1 pseudogene is annotated in these 745 nt (G+C 41.1%); it reads left to right on the top strand.

What is annotated here, in order from left to right:
* Positions 1 to 189 precede the first annotated feature (189 nt).
* Positions 190 to 745 (top strand): annotated as a pseudogene (locus tag HT688_RS11805) (IS66 family transposase); the annotation flags it as partial.

The following is a 745-nucleotide window of genomic DNA, read 5'->3' on the forward strand; positions in this document are numbered from 1 at the left end:
CACGGGTGGTTATGACTGTCGTCCTTCTGTAAGCGCGTCATAACAAGGTATCTATCATTCATGGAAGACCTCCTGTATACTATTAGTAAAGTAAAACTATTGGAGGATATTTTAATGCCACAACCTATTGTTCCTGTAGAGATTCCACAATCTCGTCGTTTTGATTCTAAAAAGAGAAATGATATTCTGCTTAAAATTCGTAATTATCTCCAAGAAGAAGATTGGGCTAAGATGGGTTTACCAATCACACGTAAGGAAATCTCTAATTGGCATATCAAGATGAGTCAATACTATTTAGAGTCCCTTTATAACCTTTTACGAGAAAAGTTGTTAGAACAAGCTCTTCTTCATGCGGATGAAACCTCTTATCGGGTCCTAGAGAGTGATAGCCATCTGACCTACTATTGGACTTTTTTGTCAGGAAAATCAGAGAAACAAGGGATTAGGCTTTACCACCATGATCAGCGTCGAAGTGGTTCAGTAGTACAAGAATTCCTAGGAGACTATTCTGGCTATGTGCATTGTGACATGTTGCGGCAGTAACTTAGGACTTTAGTCCTCTAGTTCTGCCTATGCGATAGCAGTCCAAGGTTTAGGAGCAAGGCGACGCTAAGCTTGGTAAACTGCGAACCGCTAGAAGCTTATCGTCAACTGGAAGAAGCTGAACTTGTTGGATGTTGGGCGCATGTGAGAAGGAAATTTTTTGAAGCCACTCCCAAACGAGGCAACTCTCGTAAACAAAGAG

The organism is Streptococcus sp. 1559 (genome assembly GCF_013276735.1).
In the GTDB taxonomy this organism is placed as follows: domain Bacteria; phylum Bacillota; class Bacilli; order Lactobacillales; family Streptococcaceae; genus Streptococcus; species Streptococcus pseudopneumoniae.